General features: G+C 67.7%; 16 protein-coding genes and 5 pseudogenes. 10 read left to right on the top strand and 11 right to left on the bottom strand.

The genetic code is table 11. The features are described 5' to 3' along the window. The first annotated feature begins 177 nt into the window (after nucleotides 1–177). Nucleotides 178–1,311: an IS630 family transposase gene (locus ACFWA7_RS25040; RefSeq protein ID WP_385825290.1), complete on the top strand. Its 1,134-nt coding sequence runs from the start codon at nucleotides 178–180 to the stop codon at nucleotides 1,309–1,311. 76 nt (nucleotides 1,312–1,387) lie between these two features. After that, the gene (locus ACFWA7_RS25035; protein WP_385825288.1) at nucleotides 1,388–1,993 is read left to right on the top strand and encodes a transposase; all 606 of its coding nucleotides are present in this window, start codon (nucleotides 1,388–1,390) and stop codon (nucleotides 1,991–1,993) included. A gap of 460 nt (nucleotides 1,994–2,453) precedes the next feature. Here ACFWA7_RS25035 and ACFWA7_RS25030 read toward each other — a convergent pair whose 3' ends face one another. The 3 genes and pseudogenes from ACFWA7_RS25030 to ACFWA7_RS25020 all read right to left on the bottom strand — a co-directional run bounded on the left by ACFWA7_RS25030 (nucleotide 2,454) and on the right by ACFWA7_RS25020 (nucleotide 4,629). After that, on the bottom strand, nucleotides 2,454–3,032 hold the full coding sequence (locus ACFWA7_RS25030; protein ID WP_385825285.1) for a hypothetical protein: 579 nt from the start codon (nucleotides 3,030–3,032) through the stop codon (nucleotides 2,454–2,456). A gap of 687 nt (nucleotides 3,033–3,719) precedes the next feature. After that, nucleotides 3,720–4,046: pseudogene (locus ACFWA7_RS25025) on the bottom strand (transposase family protein); the annotation flags it as partial. Between the two features lie 37 nt (nucleotides 4,047–4,083). Continuing rightward, nucleotides 4,084–4,629, bottom strand: coding sequence for a hypothetical protein (locus ACFWA7_RS25020; RefSeq protein WP_385825283.1), 546 nt, complete (start codon nucleotides 4,627–4,629; stop codon nucleotides 4,084–4,086). A gap of 397 nt (nucleotides 4,630–5,026) precedes the next feature. On the opposite strand from ACFWA7_RS25020, the gene ACFWA7_RS25015 reads away from it, so the two are divergent. Further along, complete coding sequence (locus tag ACFWA7_RS25015; protein ID WP_385541924.1) at nucleotides 5,027–5,371, top strand: hypothetical protein; 345 nt, start codon at nucleotides 5,027–5,029, stop codon at nucleotides 5,369–5,371. A 10-nt stretch (nucleotides 5,372–5,381) separates the two neighbouring features. Further along, nucleotides 5,382–5,924, top strand: a complete 543-nt coding sequence (locus ACFWA7_RS25010) for a DUF6368 family protein (protein ID WP_385825281.1) — start codon at nucleotides 5,382–5,384, stop codon at nucleotides 5,922–5,924. A gap of 20 nt (nucleotides 5,925–5,944) precedes the next feature. Here the strand turns inward: ACFWA7_RS25010 and ACFWA7_RS25005 are convergent, their stop codons facing one another. Then, nucleotides 5,945–7,549, bottom strand: coding sequence for an ISL3 family transposase (locus ACFWA7_RS25005; RefSeq protein WP_385825279.1), 1,605 nt, complete (start codon nucleotides 7,547–7,549; stop codon nucleotides 5,945–5,947). A gap of 261 nt (nucleotides 7,550–7,810) precedes the next feature. Between ACFWA7_RS25005 and istA the strand changes: the two are divergent. From istA to ACFWA7_RS24980, 5 genes and pseudogenes are all read left to right on the top strand, one after another. Beyond that, nucleotides 7,811–9,443 (top strand): annotated as a pseudogene (gene istA, locus ACFWA7_RS25000) (IS21 family transposase). After that, nucleotides 9,440–10,231 (top strand): IS21-like element helper ATPase IstB, encoded by a 792-nt coding sequence (istB, locus tag ACFWA7_RS24995; RefSeq protein WP_385825277.1) that lies wholly within the window; start codon nucleotides 9,440–9,442, stop codon nucleotides 10,229–10,231. Before istA ends, istB begins: the two are co-directional and overlap by 4 nt. A gap of 86 nt (nucleotides 10,232–10,317) precedes the next feature. Further along, nucleotides 10,318–11,043: a leucine-rich repeat domain-containing protein gene (locus ACFWA7_RS24990; RefSeq protein WP_385825275.1), complete on the top strand. Its 726-nt coding sequence runs from the start codon at nucleotides 10,318–10,320 to the stop codon at nucleotides 11,041–11,043. A gap of 324 nt (nucleotides 11,044–11,367) precedes the next feature. Next, complete coding sequence (locus ACFWA7_RS24985) at nucleotides 11,368–11,715, top strand: DUF6355 family natural product biosynthesis protein (protein WP_385825273.1); 348 nt, start codon at nucleotides 11,368–11,370, stop codon at nucleotides 11,713–11,715. Between the two features lie 679 nt (nucleotides 11,716–12,394). Beyond that, nucleotides 12,395–12,484 (top strand): annotated as a pseudogene (locus ACFWA7_RS24980) (IS5/IS1182 family transposase); the annotation flags it as partial. Nucleotides 12,485–12,550: 66 nt separating this feature from the next. Here ACFWA7_RS24980 and ACFWA7_RS24975 read toward each other — a convergent pair. From ACFWA7_RS24975 to ACFWA7_RS24945, 7 genes and pseudogenes are all read right to left on the bottom strand, one after another. Continuing rightward, nucleotides 12,551–12,892: pseudogene (locus ACFWA7_RS24975) on the bottom strand (AAA family ATPase); the annotation flags it as partial. 68 nt (nucleotides 12,893–12,960) lie between these two features. Beyond that, nucleotides 12,961–13,206 (bottom strand): hypothetical protein, encoded by a 246-nt coding sequence (locus ACFWA7_RS24970; protein ID WP_385825271.1) that lies wholly within the window; start codon nucleotides 13,204–13,206, stop codon nucleotides 12,961–12,963. After that, the gene (locus ACFWA7_RS24965) at nucleotides 13,203–13,895 is read right to left on the bottom strand and encodes a Mu transposase C-terminal domain-containing protein (RefSeq protein WP_385825269.1); all 693 of its coding nucleotides are present in this window, start codon (nucleotides 13,893–13,895) and stop codon (nucleotides 13,203–13,205) included. The genes ACFWA7_RS24970 and ACFWA7_RS24965 overlap by 4 nt, the downstream gene beginning before the upstream one ends. A 190-nt stretch (nucleotides 13,896–14,085) precedes the next feature. Beyond that, complete coding sequence (locus tag ACFWA7_RS24960) at nucleotides 14,086–15,615, bottom strand: hypothetical protein (protein WP_385825267.1); 1,530 nt, start codon at nucleotides 15,613–15,615, stop codon at nucleotides 14,086–14,088. Next, complete coding sequence (locus ACFWA7_RS24955) at nucleotides 15,612–15,932, bottom strand: helix-turn-helix domain-containing protein (RefSeq protein WP_385541911.1); 321 nt, start codon at nucleotides 15,930–15,932, stop codon at nucleotides 15,612–15,614. The genes ACFWA7_RS24960 and ACFWA7_RS24955 overlap by 4 nt, the downstream gene beginning before the upstream one ends. Before the next feature lie 604 nt (nucleotides 15,933–16,536). Beyond that, entirely contained in the window at nucleotides 16,537–16,983 is a 447-nt protein-coding gene (locus ACFWA7_RS24950) for a hypothetical protein (protein WP_385825265.1), read from the bottom strand. A gap of 268 nt (nucleotides 16,984–17,251) precedes the next feature. Then, nucleotides 17,252–17,491: a hypothetical protein gene (locus ACFWA7_RS24945; protein WP_385825264.1), complete on the bottom strand. Its 240-nt coding sequence runs from the start codon at nucleotides 17,489–17,491 to the stop codon at nucleotides 17,252–17,254. 65 nt (nucleotides 17,492–17,556) lie between these two features. On the opposite strand from ACFWA7_RS24945, the pseudogene ACFWA7_RS24940 reads away from it, so the two are divergent. Further along, nucleotides 17,557–17,781, top strand: a pseudogene (locus ACFWA7_RS24940) (proline racemase family protein); the annotation flags it as partial. Nucleotides 17,782–17,851 lie beyond the last annotated feature (70 nt).

The following is a 17,851-nucleotide window of genomic DNA, read 5'->3' as shown; positions in this document are numbered from 1 at the left end:
GCTACCTCGCCGGTCTCCACCTCCGCGCCGCAATGATCTGGGTCGACGACCTACTGAAGACCGCCGAATGATCACGACATCACACAGGCCCTAGTGCCGCATCAGGCAACGTTCGCCCTGTCGTGACGCGCCGTCCGGGTGCTGTACCGGGCAGCGTGTGGCTGTCAGGGTGTGTCGGTGGCAGAACGAGTACGCGTGCGTGAAATCGATGACGACGAGGGTCGGCGGCTGTTGCGGATCATCCGCAGGGGCACCGGTTCGGTGGTGACCTGGCGGCGGGCCCAGATGGTGCTGCTGTCCGCGCAGGGCATGCCGGTGGCGAAGATCGCCGAGGTGTCGTTCACCAGTGACGACCGGGTCCGCGATGTCATCCACAACTTCGACACCGACGGCTTCGACTCGCTCTACCCGAAATACAAGGGCGGTCGGCCCAAGACGTTCACACTGCCCGAGCGCCGCGAGATCAAGAAGATCGCCAAGTCCAAACCCACCGAGCACGACCTGCCCTTTTCCACCTGGAGTCTGACCAAGCTGGCCGATTTCCTGGTCGCCGAGGGGGTGGTCGACGACATCAGCCACGAGGGCCTGCGCATCCTGCTCCGCGAGGAAGGCGTCTCCTTTCAACGCCTGAAGACCTGGAAGACCTCCCGCGACCCGGACTACGCCGCCAAGAAGGCCCGCGTCGAACGCCTCTACGCGATCGCCGACGGCGAGGTCATACCGGAGGAGAGCGAACCCGAAGTCATCTTCTGCATGGACGAGTTCGGGCCCCTCAACCTGATGCCCCACCCCGGACGCCAGTGGGCCGAACGCGGCGGCAAGCACAAGGACCCCGACCGCGAACCGCGCCGCAGGCGGCGGGCGACCTACAACCGCTACGGCGGAGTGCGGCACCTGTTCGCCGCCCTGGACCTGGCCAAGGACAAGCTCTACGGCCACATCAAGCCGGTCAAGAAGCGCACCCAGTTCCTGGAGTTCTGCCGCTACCTGCGCAGTCTCTATCCGTCCGAGGTCCGCATCGCGATCGTGTGCGACAACTTCTCCCCGCACCTGACCACGAAGAGATGCCAGCGGGTCGGCACCTGGGCGGCGGCGAACAACGTCGAGATCGCCTACACCCCGACCAACAGCTCCTGGCTCAACCGTATCGAGGCCCAGTTCACCGCCCTGCGCTACTTCACCCTCGACGGCACCGACCACGCCGACCACAAGCAACAGGGCAGCATGATCCGCCGCTACATCATCTGGCGAAACCGCCACGCCGACGACAAGCACCTACGCACCGTCGTCGACAGGGCGAAGGTTGCCTGATGCGGCACTAGGCTGGGGTCGGAAAACGGTGTTGAGGTCCGCGCACGCCGCCCGCTGACAGGACACGATCGTCGGAATGCCACCGCGTCCGAGCAAGCTCGATCCATACAAGACATACCTGCAACGCCGCTGGTCAGAAGGGTGCACGAACACCCTGGCCCTGCATCGCGAGATCACCGATAGGGGCTACCCCGACGGATACGCCTCCGGCCGCGACTACCTCGTGGCCTTTCGCCCCACGGCTGGCACCCCGGCGCCCGCGCCGCCAAGTGCCCGCCGGGTCACCGCCTGGCTCACCCGCCATCCCGGCACGCTCAGCGAAGAGGAGCATCAACACCTCAAGATGATCCTGGCCCGATGCCCCGAACTGGAAGCCGCCCACCAGCACATCCGCGACGTCGGAGAGATCCTTACCTGCCGCCTCGGCGCCCAACTCCCCAGCTGGATCGACGCCGTCGTCCGGGATGACCTGCCCGGATTGACCGGCTTCGCCCGCAGCATGAACAGCGACTTCGGTGCCGTCACCGCCGGCCTCAACCTGTCCTGGAGCTCCGGCGGCACCGAGGGTGCTGTGAACCGCATCAAAAAGATCAAGAGGCAGCGAGAGTCACCTGCCCGTCCGTCTGCTGACCCCACCACCCAAGGCCCAGAAGTCCCCAGGCACAGCCGAGGAGCAGCGTGATTCGACACAGGCCGAAGAATCGGTCAGCGCGCAGTGAGCTCGCGGGAGTGCCCGCCTTGTTCGTCCCCCACCAGCAAGGCGGCCAGCCCCAACCCCGCCAGACCAGCCAGAACGAAAGCCCGACGTCGCCCCGACCTCCCCATCCAGTCATGGTGACAGCCCGGCGCACCGCAGGGGGAGCCGATGACTGAAACTCGCGACGGCGGCGGTCAGCCACCGCTGCGCGGCCGGGGCCCTGGGCCCGGCAAGGGGGCCCCGGCCGAGGCCCTGGCGTACCCTCGGCCGCTGACCTTGACCACCCCGCGCAGTTGCCGCACAGCTGCGACGCCGACGGCAGTCCGGCGCCCCGGGCGGCGTTGCCGACGCCCCGGACGCGGTCGACGTGCACATCGGTGATGCCGAGCGTCGCGAGATCCGCGCGGACCTGCTCGACGCGCCACGGCCAACCGTGCAGAGGGCGTCAAACCGGCTTCGATGCCTCGACGAGGGCGCGGCAGGCGTCACGGTCTTCAGGGAGCCCGGCTCCCCGGAACCATGGCTCGGCGCTGACAGCACGCCAGAGTTCCTCCCGGTCGAGGACGGCCGACAGGTAGGTGCGTTGAGCGGGTGAGAGCGGGGTTCCAACAGGGTGGGGGCGTGGGAACGCCGCAGTGAGGAACACGCCCAGGTCCCTGTCGAGCGTGAAGTGGCCGGCGAGGGGAAGTACGGCGATGGCAGCGGGCAGCAGTGCTTCGAAGTCGTCGACGCGCGCGGCCGCGGCCTCGATCAGATCGAACCGCAACCACCCGTCCTGGCCGGGGAGATGTCCCTCGAACCAGCGGTCGGCCTCTCGCGGTGCGAGAAGTGCGTCGAGGATCGCTTCGGTCGCGCACGGCTCGTCGGCCAGCGCCGGTGCCAGGGCGGCGCAGGCCCGGACTCCAGGATGCGCATCGTGCAACAGCCTGCGGTCGGGTCCCGAGAATGCCCAGAAGCCGCGCCGCCACCGCCCGCGATCTGGGGTCCGAAGAATCGGCGGCCACTGCTTCGAGGCGGCGGGCAATCGCCGGCCGATACCCGGCGAGATCCCGGTGGCAAGTCCAGCGGACGGCCGCCTCCAAGGCTTTGACTCTGATGCGGCCGTCGGGGTCGTCGAAGACGGGAGTGAGCGCATCGAGTATCTCGGGTGCGACTGCTCGGCAGGCCAGCAGGTCCCGTGCGCTCTTGGCCTGCCGGAACTCACGGTCCCGGGCAGCAGCGGACGTCGCCCGCATCGGTGCCGTGTCATCTGTGTCATCGAGCATGCACGATTCGGCGACTCGAGCGAGGAAGTCGACCAGGTCCAGGCGCAGTGGTCGGGGTGTGGCGTTCCAGGGCAGTGCCTCTTCCACCGGCTCCATGGTCCAAGGGTCCTGGAGCATCGCAGCGACAACGCGGGCTACGGGGCCGGTGGCCGAGTAGACGCTGCCTTGGTGCAGAATCGCGCAGTCCAGGTAGGCGACCGCTGCGGAGCGGGCCTCGCCGTCGGCGCCGAGCAGAGCCAAGAGCTGACTTGAGGCGTCTGCGGCCGGTCCGTAGGCATGCTCCAGGTCCGCCCAGTCGGTCTGCGTCAGCAACCTGTTCACTGGTTCCATCAGGAGATCGTGGCAGTTGTTCCCGTTGGGGGCGGCGCCATGGGCCAGAACTGGCCGCAGGTCCGGAGGCAGACGGTTCACGATGAACAACCGTACGTCGGTGCTCAGATGCTCGGTCCGTCCACGATGAGCACGGCGTCCTTGGCAAACCGCTGGCGGGGCCGGATCGCGAGCATCGGCCCGAGGTGGTCGAAGAACCCCTCCGCTGCCGACTTCGAGACCCCGAACAGCGGCGCGAGCTGCCGCATGGCCACGTTCGTGCGCCAGTACGCCGCGACCAGCAGGGCCCGGTCCTGCGGGGGAAGGCTCCACGGCCGACCCTTGCGTACCGAATCCGCGCCCTGGCGCCGCAGAACCGTCACCAGCTTCCCGAAGGTGCGCAGGCTCAGCCCGGAGTACGGGTCTCTCCAGGACGGCTCCGACGCCGTGATCACACCAGTCACGACCGTCCCACACCTGTGGACCTCGGAAAACCGCGAATCAGCCGCAGCGGCTCTCCCGTGGCTCCACAGAACCCACCTGTTCCATGCGCCGGATCTCCCGCTCTGCCGCTTCCAGATGCCCGAGATCGAGGGCCATCGCGGCACGCCCGGCGACGTAGAAGACGTCCTGGCGAATCCGACAATCCAACCCTGGTTGGCGGCACAAGGCCAGGAACCGCACCTCGAGACTGAGCTCGATGCGGCCCATCTCGTCCCGGACGCGGACCGGGAGTGCGGCGTGCCGGAGATCCTTGGCGTAGTCACGCGTCTGCCGGTCGGCCTCGTCAGGCCGGGCTTCCACAGGACGATAGGGGTGATCGGCCCACTCCGTATCAGCCCACCGGACGAGTTCGTCCAGGTACTCCGAGGCGGTCACCAAATCTGGAGGCGACACGGAGAGGGCCGCGTCCGCGCCGGCAACCAGCTGGACGAGACGGCGTCGCGCGTCGTCGTCCCCCGCTGCGCACATCGCGATGAAGCCCGACAACACGTCGAGCCTGCGCGACACCTCCGCCCGCTGCCAGATCTCGTACAGTCCCGCCATCCACCGTTCCCTCTCCGCCGACCGCGTCTCCGCGCCCGAACCCTACGACGCGCCCCCGTCAGCGGGTCCAATGGTTTTCCCGGGCTCAGCAAACGAACCTCATGCCAGCTCGTGCGGTGCACGGTCTCCGCTCACAGCTCGTGTGTCCGCGAGTGAGAGCCTCTTGATCATTGCGTGACAGCTCCTACCCGCCGCCCTTGCGAGGTGGGGATCCGTACGAGCGGCTTCTTCACGGAACTGCTGCTCTTGACCCTGTCGACGGGCTCTCGGCGGGAACGACCCGGGCTTCTGAGAGGCGGGCGGCCGAGACACTGCCGCCGCGGGCGGTTCCCATTGCGGGGGACCACCAGTGCTCGGCGAGCTGGTCGCCGGTACGACTGGAAGTCCAAGCGGGCCGGTGACCATCGCCGGCATCGCCGCTGACGCGGGCGTGTCCACCGCCTTCATCTACAAACACCCGGCCCTCCGGCCCCAGGTCGAGAGCCTGCGCCGGTCACGAACGGGTAGGGTCCCGGCCCAGGACCGGCTTGCCGACGCCGACGCGGCCGAGAGCACCTTGATCAGGCGCCTCACCCAGCAACTGGCCCAGATCCGCAAGGAACACCGGGAACAGATCACTGAACTGCGGAGCGCGCTCGAAGCCGCCCATGGTGGCTTTATTCACGGGTTGTGGTTCTGGCTCAACTTCTGTGACGCGGCCACGCTGCGTAATGAGGTGGGGAGGACGGTTCCGGCTGGTTAGGCTCCGAGCTATGAGCGGACCGGTGTTGGTGATCGAGTTGGCGGAGGCCGTCCCCCACGCGGCGATTCAGCGGCTCCGCGACCTTCTGGTTCGCTCGTCGGCACGGTTTGAGGAGAAGCGGGTCGGCGAGTACGACCTGAACATTCACGTGGAGAGCCTCGGCATCTCGGAGACCGGGGGCGTCGACGGAAGCCGGCCTGTCCTGGTCTCCGTCATGGGGCCCGGCATCGGCGACGAGTCCGTATTCGAGGCCGAGCACGCCGATGAAGTCGATCAGGAGTCTCTTATCGGCTTCACGCCGACCCACGCCGTCAATGTCGTCGCCTTCTGCAACCGTCCAGTCGACCACGTCGTCACAGCCCTGGTGACCGCCGCCGTTATCGACGTGATCGGTGGAGTCGTCAACGCCGAACTAAGGGAGGACCAAGTGCCAATGGTGGTCGGCCTTCCCGGCGTCATCGCCACGACGACCGGTCCGCGGCCTGCCGCGTATGGTTCGGCGGAGTTCCTCAGAGCATGGGCTCAGCAGCCCAGCTTCCGGTTGCTGAAGTAGCCGGAACTCGGCCAGCCAGCTCAGGCGAGTAGTACCCGCTTGCGCAACAGACTGAAGCCCGCGCGGCCGAACATCTGGCGCTTGAGCATCTTGATCCGGTTGACGTGCCCTTCGACGACGCCAGAACTCCAGGGCAGAGTGAGGCCGGCGATGACGGCGTCGCGGTCGCGGTCGATGCCCGCGGCGAGGGTGTGGAGGCTGGGCAGGTCGTCCTGCCGGACGGCGTCGAGCCAGTCGGGCAGGCGCTCGCCCTGGCGCTCGGTGAGCATGGTCGCGAAGGAGCGGACGTGCCCGGTGAGGGCGTCGAGTTCGGAGCAGTGCGTCCGGACAGTCTTGAGCTGGAGTTGCTCGGTCTCGGTGAGGGTGTCCGGACGGCGGAGGATCCATCCGGCGACGGTCCGGGGCGAGGGCGGCCGGGCGGTCACCGGCTGTGGTGAGGTGCGCTTGTCGTGCAGGTAGGCGCGAACGCGCTGGTAGCTGCCCTTGTAGCCGAGTGGCACGATCTCCTCCCACAGCTTCCAGGCGTTGGTGCAGCCCTCGCTCCAGCGGTCGTCCAGGTGGGGCTTGTAGTCGTCGAGGACGGAGGGGCGGTTCTGCCACTGGCCGGTGAACAGCTCTTCCGGCGTCGCGGCGTCGGCGAACTGCTTGACGGTGCGGTAGGTCATGCTGAGCTGCCGCTGGACCGAGCGCCGGCTGTGTCCCGCCGTCAGCAGTGCGTGGACGGCGGCATGCCGGGCCCGGGTCCGGTCGGCGAATCGGTGCCCGCGCGGCCAGGGAGAACCGGACGAGTCCGCGGCCGGAACAGCCTTGGGTTCGGGTCTGGGTTCGGGGACCGTGGGGACCAGAGCGCGGAGGCAGCGACGGTGCTGGGCGACGCTCCGCTCGGTGGCCTCGCTGAGGTTGTGCCAGAGATGCCACCGGTCCGCGACCTGGACGGCTTGCGGTGCACCGGCGGTGGCACCCTCGGCGAAGAACGGCGGCCGGTCCCGGCACACGACCTCGACGCCGGGTCGATCGGCGAGCCAGGCCGCCAGGCTCGCTGCCTCCCGGTTGGGCAGCAGGTCGACAAGGCGGCGGGTTTCGACGTCGACGAGAACGGTGCCGTAGTGGCGGCCCTTGCGGGTGGCGTACTCGTCAACGCCGACCACACGCGGCGCGGGCACTTCCGGCTCGGGAAGGGCGTCGACCAGGCGCAGGACGGTGCTTCGGCTGACGCAGACCCCGAGCGCGGAGCTCAGGCGGGCGCCGGCACGGCCCGCCAGGGCGAGACCGACCGCGGCCAGCGTCGCGCGCAGCCGCTCGGTCCGCTGACCGTGCCGACGGGTCAGGCCGGGTATCTGCTCGACGAAGGTGCGGCGGGTGCACCCCGAGTTCCCGCAGGCGAACCGGCGGACCCTCAGCTGAAGAACAACGCTTCGTCCGGCGCTGGGCACATCAGCGGGAAACCGCAGGTAGGAACCATGAACCCGGTTCGACCAGACTCCGCACGCCGGGCAGGCGGCACCGTTCGCAGTGCATTCCGCGTCGACCCGCACTATCGCGATGCTCACGTCCACCGACAGCACCGCAACGTCCGCGATCGACGGGAACAACAGCTCCTTCAACCGGAGCACGATCTCTTTCACGGGCCCGAACTGTCATCCCAACCGCCTTGACCACGACTCATTTTCGGGCGACTTCACCTACTGCCCGGAGAAGCTCAGCCGTCACTCAGCGTGGCCGCGTCACAGAAGTCGAGCCAGAACCCGGGTTGTGAAGTCAGTTGTTCACGGGTTTGGGAAGCGCCCGAATCCACGGTCGGGTGATGTTCACGAGTTTTAGTCACCGGGGTGCTTGCCAGGGCAGCATCGGGATGCTCCTGGTGAAAGGGCCTGGTCATGCCGCAGATGTCGAAGGTCGAGCTGTACGCGGCGATCCGGCGCGACCACCGCGGCGGCATGAAGATCCGGGAGATCGAGCGCAAGTACAACGTGTCGTGGCGGACGGTCCGCAAGGCCGTCGACTCGGTCTGGCCGGAGCCGAGGAAGAAGCTGCCGCCCCGGCCGACCGGGCTGGATCCGTACAAGCCGGTGATCGACGGGATGCTCCAGGCGGATCTGGACGCGCCGCGCAAGCAGCGGCACACGATCACGCGGATCTTCCACCGCCTGGTCGAGGAACATGCTGGGGACGTCTCCTACCAGATGGTCCGGCGCTACGTCTCCGACCGGAAGCCCCAGATCCTCGTCGAGTCGGGCAAGGCACCGGTCGAAGCGTTCGTGCCGCAGACCCACCACCCAGGCATGGAGGCCGAGGTCGACTTCGGTGACGTGACCATCCGCCTCGCGGGCGAGCTCGTGACCTGCTATTTGTTCTCCTTCCGCCTGTCCTACTCGGGCAAAGCCGTCCACCGTGTCTTCGCGTCCTGCGGCCAGGAAGCCTTCTTCGAAGGGCACGTTCACGCCCTGCGGACGCTGGGCGGGGTCCCGCGGAGCAAGGTCCGCTACGACAACCTGAAGGCCGCCGTCGCCCAGGTGCTGGGGCTGAGCCGGGCCAGGGTGGAGGCCGACCGGTGGATCGCGTTCCGGTCGCACTTCGCGATCGAGAGCTTCTACTGCCGGCCTGGCATCGAGGGCGCCCACGAGAAGGGCGGAGTGGAGGGGCAGATCGGGTACTTCCGCCGCAACCACTTCACCCCGGTGCCAGAGGTCGACTCGCTGGCCGAGCTGAACGAACTCGTCGACCAGTGGGATGTTCATGACGGGCGGCGCCGGATCGGTTCGCGGCCGCGGACCATCGACGAATACTTTGAGACCGAGCGGCCGCTGCTGATGCCACTGCCGGAAGAGTCCTTCGAGACGGGCCGGCTCTTTACTCCGAGGGTCGACCGCTACAGCCAGATCGCGGTCCGCACGAACCGCTACTCGGTCCCGGTCCGGCTGATCGGCAAGCGGGTCCGGGTCGTACTCCACGCCTCCCACCTGGTGGTTTACGACCAGAACGTGGAAGTGGCCCGGCATGAGCGGCTGATCGCGAAGGGCGGCTGCCGCCTGGACCTGGACCACTACCTCGAGGCCCTGATCCGCAAACCGGGTGCTTTCCCCGGCGCCACCGCGCTCGAACAGGCCCGCTCCGCTGACAAGTTCACCCCGGTCCATGACGCTTGGTGGGCCGCGGCGGTCAAGGCTCACGGAGACACCGCCGGCACCAGGGCCCTGATCGAGGTGCTGTTGCTGGCCCGCCACGTCTCGCACGAGCATCTGGTCGCCGGTCTGGCGACTGCTCTGCGTGCTGGGGCTCTGACCGCGGACGCCATTGCGCTCGAGGCCCGCAAGGTCGCCCAGGCCGAGGACGAGCCGGCCGGACACTCTTCGCGGGCCGGCGCCGCGGGTGAGGCCACGGTGACGTTTCTGCACGAGTGGCAACTCGCGCATCCTCCCCCCGGACACCAGGCCGCTGCCCTCGGTGCCCCACTACGACCAACTGCTCCGACGCCGTCGCGCCAGCGGCGGTGAACACCGCGAGGGAGAAGCACAGTGACCCTGCCCCGCCAGCGAGGACTGACCGAGCAGGCCGCCACCACGGCCATCGACACCGCCTGCCGCCTGTTGCGGCTTCCGTCGATCAGGAACGAGTTCGCCGACATCGCCGACCGGGCGATGAAGGACCAGATGACCTACCGCGGCTTCCTCGCCGAGCTGCTGATGGCCGAGTGCGACGACCGGGCCCGGCGCCGTTCTGAGCGGCGGATCAAGGCGGCCGGCTTCCCCCGGGACAAGTCGTTGCGGACCTTCGACTTCGACGCGAACCCCAACATCGACGCGGCTGCCATCCACACCCTCGCCAGCTGCGAATGGATCAAGAAGAGCCAGCCGCTCTGCCTGATCGGCGACTCCGGAACCGGCAAGTCCCACATGCTGATCGCGCTTGGAACCGAGGCCGCGATGGCTGGCTACCGGGTCGAGTACGTGCTGGCGACGAAGCTGGTCAACGAGCTCGTCGAGGCCGCCGACGAGAAGCAGCTGACCAAGACGATCGCCCGCTACGGCCGCGTCGATCTTTTGTGCATCGATGAGCTCGGCTACATGGAACTCGACCGCCGCGGCGCCGAACTCCTCTTCCAGGTCCTGACCGAACGCGAGGAGAAGAACAGCGTGGCCATCGCCTCCAACGAGTCGTTCGGCGGCTGGACCAAGACGTTCACCGATCCCCGCCTCTGCGCGGCCATCGTCGACCGCCTCACCTTCAACGGCACCATCATCGAGACCGGCACCGATTCATACCGCCTCGCCAGCACACGAGCCCGCGCCGAAGCCGCGGCCAGTTGATCTTGTCCTGGCTGTCTGCTGGCACCGTCGCCGCCGAGGGAGGTCCCGGACGAGAATCGGAGCCCAGGACTGTTGACGAAGGGGAGATGGCCGTGAGGCACACACTGAACATGTGGCGTCAAGAGCTCGGAGAGGTGCCCGAGTCGGTCTGGCGACAGACCGAGCTCCAGGTGCTGATCCTCGCGGACAACGGACTCATAGCCCTCCCGCCGGACATCAGGCAGCTCCACCAGCTGAAGACCCTGGACCTGGGCCACAACGCGCTGGCCTCGGTGCCCGAAGAACTCGGCAAGCTGACCGAGCTCAGCGACTGCCTCTACCTGCACGACAACCAGCTGTCTCGGATCCCCGACTCCCTGGGAAACCTGACCCGGTTGCGATACCTCAACGTCGGTGAGAACTCCCTCACCACCCTGCCAGAGACCATCGGTCGGATGAGCAGCCTCATCGAGCTCAGGGCGCAGCACAACCGGCTCACCACCCTGCCCGATGCCATCGGCCAGCTCCGCTGCCTGCGTGAGCTGTGGCTCCGAGGGAACGCGATCGAGCACCTGCCGTCGTCGGCAGCCGAGCTGCACGAACTGCGCCACCTGGACCTACGCGAGAACTCCCTGACCGAGGTGCCGGAGTCACTGGCCGGCCTCCCACGACTGCGTCAGATCGACCTCCGGAGCAACCGCCTCGGCCAGCTGCCCGACTGGCTCGCCCTGATGCCATCGCTGGAGAAGCTGGATCTGCGATGGAACGAGGTCGATCCCTCCCTACCGCTCCTCAGCGAACTGGAGCGGCTGGGCTGCCTCGTCCTGACCTGACAGCGACGCCCCCTCGCACCACAGTGCCGCTATTTCTCGTGAACAAGCACGAGCGAGTTGATCACTAAACGCCGCTGGAACTCGTCAACAAACGCTGTCGCTGGAGATGAACGAAGCCACTGGGCCGGTATCACCCTGCAGGGCATGTCGGGCTCCATCCGGACACCTGACCTCTGCCAGCAGGACTCCGCCTATCAGCGCTTACGTCTGTGATCTTTCTAGGTCGAGATTCCGATGGTGCGGACGAGTGTTGCGCGTCTTGTATGCCTGTAGCCGCTGTGAGTTACTGGCCCTCTTCGCAACTCCGGACCGCTGAAGGAGCAAATGATGATCGCAGGGAAGTTAGGATCGGCTGCGACGATGGGCGTAAGCGTCATCGGGTTGATGACGTTCGCAGGTCTCACGCCTGCCTCCGCTGCGCCTGACGCCAAACCATGTGCGTATTCGGAGTCGGGCGGACGAGCCTGGTACAACCACTGCACGAGTGACGGCTCTCATGTTCAGATCATGGTGACCCTGACGGTCGGGGGCAATGTGGGACCGATCTGCGTGAAGCCAGGAGAGAACGATCTTGGTCCGTCCTGGAGGACCAAGGGGGCCTTCTACAACGGCAAGCTCTGCTCGCCCGCGGCCACAGGGCCAGCTGCGGTGCCTCCGCACCGCCAGAGCTAACTTCCAGCAGGTGTTTTTCAACCTCCAACGTGATGATCACGGGCCTCCTGCTCCATTGCAGAGACCCGGCCGCGGAACGGCTACCTGTGTCCCACGCGCACCACACAGGCCCTGAAACGCGGCGTTGAGGAAGAGAAACACCTACTCACGACGCAGCAGCCCTCCTGGCCGCCACCGCTCACCGCCGCCCCTTCCCCGGCAAGGCACCCGCGCAGATCCAGGACACACTGTTCTTCGAAGAAGTCCGCGAAGGCCTGGGCGTCAGTGAGGAGATACTCACCCCCGAAGAGACGGAGCCGGCGGCACCGCACAATCCCGCGCCTCAACTCGTGCTCGTGCCCCCGCCCACGCTCCCGTCCCCCGCCAGGCCCGACTCCCTCAGCCCTGCGGCTGCGGCTGAGAGGCGTCGACGGACACGTCTGAGTGAGGGTTTGATACGCATATCCGTCGTTGCGTGACGATTCCAAGTCGTCAACAACGGGCTCCACGGTGGCGATATGCCAGGAACACTACCTATGCGGCAATACAGAGACCCTCAGTACGCCGGTTTCTTTCCAAGAGCTCCCACCTCATATAGGAACCAACTGGTTCACGCACAACTCGGAACCTGCACCCCGGAGCCCCGGCCGCTCCCGCACACGCCCTGCCCAGTCCGACCAGCCCCCGATACCCAGGCACCATGCAGCCCCCACGGCCCTACCCCAGCGACCTGTCCGACGCCCGCTGGGAACTCATCCGCCCCACCCTGGAAGCATGGCGCCAGGCCCGCGAAGGGCGTGGTGGAGTCCATCTCGCAGTTGGTGATCATGCGGACGGCGTCGAGTTCCTCGTGGGCGAGCAGGTGCGATTCGTCGAGCACGATGATGGGGACGCGTCCGCGTTCGGCGACTTCGGCGGCCAGGGCGTCGTTGGCCTGGGCGACCAGGGCGGAGTTGTGGAAGCGGGGGGTTCCGCCGAGGGTGGTGACGATGGTCTCGTAGAGGCCGCGCATGCCGATGGCGGGGTTGGGGATGTAGATGGTCGTGTAGCGGGCGGCGTCCAGCCCGGCGACCGCGGCACGCAGGGCGACGGTCTTGCCGGCGCTGACCTCGCCGGTGACCACGCCCAGCGCGTGGTTGGTGATGCACCAGGTGATGCGGGCGACGGCCTCGTTGTGGGACGCGTGCTTGTGGAGCATGCCGGGAGCCAGGTCACGGCCGAAGGGCGGTCGTTGCAGACCGTAGAACGCCTGAACGCGGTCGATCATCAGCGGGGTTGCCTTTCCAGACGGGCGATCAGGTCCTGAAGGTCCCGGGCCGCCCGGGCTGCCCGCCGGTGGAAGACGAGCACGAGGCGCACGGCGTGCTCGGCCCGGTCGGGCAGCGGTCGGGCGGGGAGGGGGTTGGCGAGGCGGGCCGCCAGGCGAAGGGCGCGGTCGAGGAGGGCGAGGGCGTCGCGTTCGGCGTCCTCCAGTTCCCAGATCCGGTCCTGGACGAAGAATCCGCTGGTCACAGCTCCTCCTGGTCGAGCGGGACGGGCATCAGGGAGGCGTAGTTCAGTCCGGTGGCCAGGGCCTGGCCGTGCGCTTGGTCGAGGAGTTTGAGGTAGTCGATGCCGCTGTCGGAGCGAGGCTGGGCCAGCAGTTCGGGCTTCGCCTTGGGGTGGGAGTGGCGGTCGATGCGGAACGCGACGGCTTTGCCCATGGCGCGGCCGCGGTGGCGGACCTCGATGTCGGTCAGGTCGAAGGGGTCGAAGACCAGCTCGACCTTGACCTGCGCCAGAGCGGGGTCGACCTGGTAGGTGTTGCCGTGCAAAGAAACGGTGGCGGTCTTGGTCACGGTGCGAACCTCGGACCACAGAAACGCCTCGTGCAGCTGAGCCGCGGAGGGCAGCGGCAGCGGGCTGGGCAGACCGGCCAGCCAGCGTTCGATGGGGGCCTGCCCGGTCTCGGAGTGGACGCTGCGGTGGTAGACGGTCTCCACCCACGCGTTGAACAGGCGGTTCATCTCGCCCAGGCCCTCGATGCGCTCGCAGGTGGCCTCGTCGAACTCGACCAGGAACTGGTCGCGCACCGTTCGGAACAGGCGCTCGATCTTGCCTCTGCCCTCGGGGCGGTGCGGGGTGGAGTGGACCAGCTTGATGCCGAGCGTCGCGCAGGCCCGCAGCAGCCAGGTGTCCACGAACGCGGAGCCGTTGTCCACGTCCCGGCCGAAAGTTCGCGATTTCTGAAGGTGCTTCGTGGCGAACTTGCGGGTGCGGTTGCTCGATATTCGGGGGTGAGGGCGAGAGTTCGCGGGTTTGCGGGCAGGGGGATGCATGAGGGTGACCTGTCGATCGGCGTGAAGGGGGTGGGCGCGCACCGAGTGCTGGGGGTCGGCCGTGGCCCAGGGGTTACTGGTTCTGTTCGAGTACGGACTCGAGGAATGCCTTGGCGGCGTTGGCGTAGCGCATCGCGGCGCGCTCGCTGATACCGAAGACGGCGACCAGGTGGAGGGCGTCCGGTCCGCGGGTGAGGGCTTCTTCGAGCTGGCGGTCCATCCGGATCTGGTTGAGCGTCACGCCGGTCTCGCGGAACTGATCGCCGAGCCAATGCAGACCAGCGGGCTTGTCGCTTTGGGCGGTGTGCTCGTTGATGATCAGGTGGGGGTTGATGGTGTGCGGCCAGCGGCGCTGCCGGTGGAAGAGGTACTGCGTGATGACCTGGGCAGTCAGGTCATCGAGCCGCCGAGGGTGACCGCCGATGGTGATCCTGCGATCAGCCAACCCGGCGTCGTCGAGCAGGAGTTCACGAAGGGCCGTGGGGCGGGCGGCGTGAACGGCGGTGAGCGCGAGGATGACCCGACCCACGGGTGTGGTGGCGTGGTCGACCAGAGCCTCGAGCTGTTCCGGCCGGAGCGGCGCCGGCAGGCCGGGGTCGACTCGGCCAGTATTGATGCGGGTGGTGGGGTCCCGGAAGAGACATCCGGCGCGTTTGTGGAACTGGAAGATCGACCGAAGGGCGACGAGGGCCCGCTTGCGCTTGAGGCCGGTCAGACCGGCGGCGACATCCTTGATGTCCTGGTGGGTGACCTCGCGCAGGTGCTGGTAGCGGGTGGACCACCCGATCAGAGCGGGCAGGGCGGCGTCCAGATAGTTGCGGATGGTGTCGGTGGACCGCTGGTTGGTGCGCAGGCCGCCGTCGCGCAGGGTGGTGGCCCAGAGCTCGATCTCGCTGGCGAGGGTGGGGGTGAGGAGGGTGAGCTTGCGCTGGAGCCAGGCGTCGAAGGTGGGGACGCGGTCGTCGTGGAGGATGCCGAGGAGGCCGAGGACCTCGGCGGTGTGGGCGACGTTGTGATTGAGCTGGTCGATCGGGACGATCTCGGAGTAGGCGATGGTGTCGCCGGGTGCGTGCCCGGAGAGCAGGACCAGGAGTCCGTCGTTGATCTCGCGCAAGATCCACCATGCCCATCCGCGGGCCTCGGCAAGACGGCGGGCGGCATCTCTGGCCTCGACCAGTGTGGGGTTGTCCGGGTTGGCGTGCCGGTCCCGGCTGAAGCGGAGGTAGTCGGGACGGGCGGGGAAGAGGGCGAGTTGTCCCGGGATCTGCCAGGTCACCGGGGCGGGCCGGATGGTGGGCGGCTTGCGGGGCCGTCCGCGGGCGCGACGCGGGCCGGGCGGGAAGACGAGGAACAGCTGCCAGGCGACCAGGGCGACGTCGGGCATGGTCTCGCGGATCACCATGCGCCCGAGCTGTCGCAGGGCCTGCTGGTGACAGAGTCGGCAGTGGCCGTGCTTGAGCGGGACTTCGCGGTCGCATCCGGCGCACTCCCAGCGGTCCCAGACCCGCCAGCCGACGCACTCGGGACACATCCCGCTGAAGGCGATCACGCCCCAGGCCAGGCAATAGCGGCAACTGCCCACGGAGCCGGGCGGGGTGGTCATGTGGGTGGCAGGGACCGGCCCCGTGGCGCCCGCGGTGTGACGCGATGGCCCTGCCCTGCGGCCTGCTGGGGGGCTTCCTTCGGTGTCGGCGCCGTGACGGCTTCCGGTTCGGGGATCAGCAGTTCATCGATGCCGCAGCCGAGCACCGCGCAGATCACGTCCAGGTCCGCGAGTTTGACGCTGATCGGCTGGCCGGACCAGAGCCCGGACATCTTGCCGGCCGAGATCACTAGGCCCCGTTCGGCGAGCATCCGCTGCAGCTCGCTGGCCTTCCAGATGCTGCGGTTCGCGGCGGCCAGCCGGAGATTCCACCTCATCGTGCGAGTCCCTTCAGACGGGCTGCGGCTCGCTCCTGCCCAGCGGTCCATGCGTCCTCGACATGGGTGTGCAGGACGTGTAACGGTGGGCTCGGGAATTCGAACTCTTGGAATGCCTGCCTCACGCCCTGCGTCATTGAAGTTAAAGCGTTGCCACTGAAGGCTGACGATCAGTAGGTTTGCGCCATCATGAGGACGCGAAAACTGAGGCTCGGCTTGTATGCAGACGAGCAGGGGCTGGCATGGATCAGGGAACTCGTCGACCGGACTGCAGGCTCCCGTTGTGCCCGGATCGTCAAGTCGGACGTTGCACGCACCTATCCCGATAGCGACCTGACGACCGCTGAGATGTACGACCTTCTGGCAGAACAGTGGGCCCTCGAACATCCTGGTCAGAACAGCGGCGACCGGGAAGCGGTTGAGCTGCGGGTCCACCTGGCGTGTTCCCTGCGGACATGGCGAGCGATCCGCAAGGCAGTGATCAAGACTCTGTGCCCGGAAGGCATGGCACCCCACGCTTGCCGTGTTCCATGGTGTGCCTGAGTTGGTGCACGGTTCTCGGCGAAGCACCGCGATGCCGTCTCTCTGGCTTCGACGGCGCATCTCATGAGCTGTTCCTTCGGCTGATCTCGGCTGCGTAGGCGCCCCAGTCACCGGCGGCGGCTCGCTGCCATTTGACGGCGACGGTGATGTCGATGCCGAGGGTGCGGGCGAGGACAGCGGCGGGCAGTTCGGTGGCGAGCTGGAACAGCGCGGTCGAGCGGGCCTCGGCGAGCCGGATGCCGAGTTTGCGGAGTCGTTCGCCCCTGGCCCAGGCGCTGATCGGGCGGCCGGGCTGGCCTCCGGGGAAGAGCCAGGGTGAGTCCGTGCGGCCAAGGACGGCATGGCTGCGGCGAACCTCGATCTGTTGGAGCGCGAGTTCAGCGACGGGTGCGGGAAGCTCGACTGGGACGGCGCCGAGGCGGATGCGGACTGCTCCGTCCCTCTCCTCGATGTGGTCGACGGTGAGCCGGGAAATCGCAGCGGGCCACTGGGCATAAAGGAGCAACAACAGGCTGGCGAGGCTGTCTTCGTGCTTGAGATGTCGTCGTGCAGCAGACGTCGGGCGGTGGCCCAGCGAGCCTCGTCGTCCATCGGCTGGGAGGGGCCGTTCCATCGCTCGGCCGGGAAGGTGAGATCGCGGGCGATCTTCTGGGCCAGGGCCCAGCGCACGAAGTGGCCTGCCTCCTGGCGAAGACGGGCGTCCTCGCTGGTCATCCAACGTTCAAGGTCGGTCTGTCGACAGGTGGCAAGCGTCAGGTTCTGGCCCTCGAGCCAGTTCAGGAGACAAACGCCCGCTCGCAGATGTTGCCGTGCGACCCTGGAGCGACGAGCCGCTCCAGGGTCCGCCCCGGCGCATAGACGCCCTCGGACAGTACGTGTGTGACTTCCTCCTCACACAGCATGTCCAGCACCGCCGTGAGCTGCGGGGCGCACAGGCAGCTCTCCCGTTCGGTCTGCGCCTCGGTGTTGGCCAGGCGGTGGCCCTGCTGTCTGGCGTAGACGGCGTGATCTTCCACGTAGGCCTCCCGCGCACCGCTGACGGCCCGGCGCAGCGGAACGTCATGGTCTTGCCGACGGCCAGTACGACCGCTCTCCGTGTGGCTCCGGCACCTCCGCCCGCCTGGCCCTGCTGGCCGAGGAAGACCGCCTCGCGCCCGTCCTGTCCCTGCGTCACGAGCCGATCGTGGGCACGGTCTTCCTCGGCCGCCCAGTGTCCCGCACCCACCAGGGCACGGTCACGACATCACGGGGCACCGCCTCCCGCACCGGCGAACATCATTTCGTCCGCTGCCCGTACGACGACCTGCCGGAGGGCCTTCTCCATTGGTTCCTCCGGCCTGCAAACGGCCGACCAGAAGGGGCGAGTGGCTCAGCGC

Source organism: Streptomyces sp. NPDC059994, assembly GCF_042737755.1.
GTDB lineage: Bacteria > Actinomycetota > Actinomycetes > Streptomycetales > Streptomycetaceae > Streptomyces.
The sequence above is the reverse complement of the archived record's forward strand: the minus strand, read 5'-3'. Positions and strand labels throughout refer to the sequence as shown.

Bases quoted from the DNA above. Each gene is read 5' to 3' on its own strand.
- ACFWA7_RS25020 (WP_385825283.1), bottom strand. From the start codon at position 4,629: ATGGCGGGACTGTACGAGATCTGGCAGCGGGCGGAGGTGTCGCGCAGG.
- ACFWA7_RS25010 (WP_385825281.1), top strand. From the start codon at position 5,382: ATGAGCGGACCGGTGTTGGTGATCGAGTTGGCGGAGGCCGTCCCCCAC.
- ACFWA7_RS24960 (WP_385825267.1), bottom strand. From the start codon at position 15,615: ATGACCACCCCGCCCGGCTCCGTGGGCAGTTGCCGCTATTGCCTGGCC.
- ACFWA7_RS24955 (WP_385541911.1), bottom strand. From the start codon at position 15,932: ATGAGGTGGAATCTCCGGCTGGCCGCCGCGAACCGCAGCATCTGGAAG.
- ACFWA7_RS24985 (WP_385825273.1), top strand. From the start codon at position 11,368: ATGATGATCGCAGGGAAGTTAGGATCGGCTGCGACGATGGGCGTAAGC.
- ACFWA7_RS24990 (WP_385825275.1), top strand. From the start codon at position 10,318: ATGGCCGTGAGGCACACACTGAACATGTGGCGTCAAGAGCTCGGAGAG.
- ACFWA7_RS25035 (WP_385825288.1), top strand. From the start codon at position 1,388: ATGCCACCGCGTCCGAGCAAGCTCGATCCATACAAGACATACCTGCAA.